At 53.3% G+C, this 747-nt stretch carries 1 protein-coding gene; it reads right to left on the bottom strand.

Annotation, left to right across the window (positions count from 1 at the left end; genetic code table 11):
• The coding region (locus tag KCG48_RS14555) for a UPF0236 family transposase-like protein (RefSeq protein WP_211802896.1) at positions 1 to 747 on the bottom strand (747 nt) is incomplete at both ends.

Genomic DNA, 747 nt, shown 5'->3' with positions numbered 1-747 from the left:
GCACTGCATTCCACATAGCCTGGAAGGTGACGGTTCTGGATTTCCGCCCAGTTTCCCAGCAGATACGTCCGGCAGCTGGCAAAGCGCTTCCGTTCGGCCAAGGTATGGTCATTCCCCTCCACTGTGTCAAAGTAAGCCTCCACCCAGTCCCGATTCCCGCTATAGACCGCTCTCTTCAAGCGGCTTTCTTCCCCTGGATAAGCCCCCGTGGCAGCTTTGATGTATTTGGACAGGTGGTAGCCATCGATCACGAATACACATTTGGGCAGGATCTCCGCGCCCGCCTGAATCCACGGGGCTCCGTCCCCGGAAAGGAAGATCCGCTCCACGGAATCCAGGTCATACCGGGTCTCTAAATAGTCCAGGATCTCAAACCAGAAGTCGTCATTCTGCGGATAGAGTCCACTGAGGTATTGCGCCTCAATGAGCTCATTCCGCTTCTGCTTTGATTTGGAGGCGGGATTCACCACCCGCTTTCCCTCATGGACATAGGCGAGCTTCATGATCAGCCCTTTCCCTTTTTGCTGGTGGACATGGTCTTCATCCGCTTCGATGTAGAGGAATCGAACCTTACGGTTCTCTGGTTGGAGTTTCGGCCAGTTGCTATCTTCCATGGAGGTTTGATGGACAAGATTCTTGATCGTAGAACGGCTACGGATGCTGATGTTCTCATAGCTTTGCACCACTTGCTCATAGGACATTTCCTTGGCTTTGGTCAGCATATCGGCTTGAAGCCCGGTATCGATC

The organism is Proteiniclasticum sediminis (assembly GCF_018128025.1).
Classification (GTDB): Bacteria; Bacillota; Clostridia; order Clostridiales; family Clostridiaceae; genus Proteiniclasticum; species Proteiniclasticum sediminis.
Note: the sequence above shows the minus strand (reverse complement) of the source record. Positions and strands in the feature narration are given on the sequence as shown.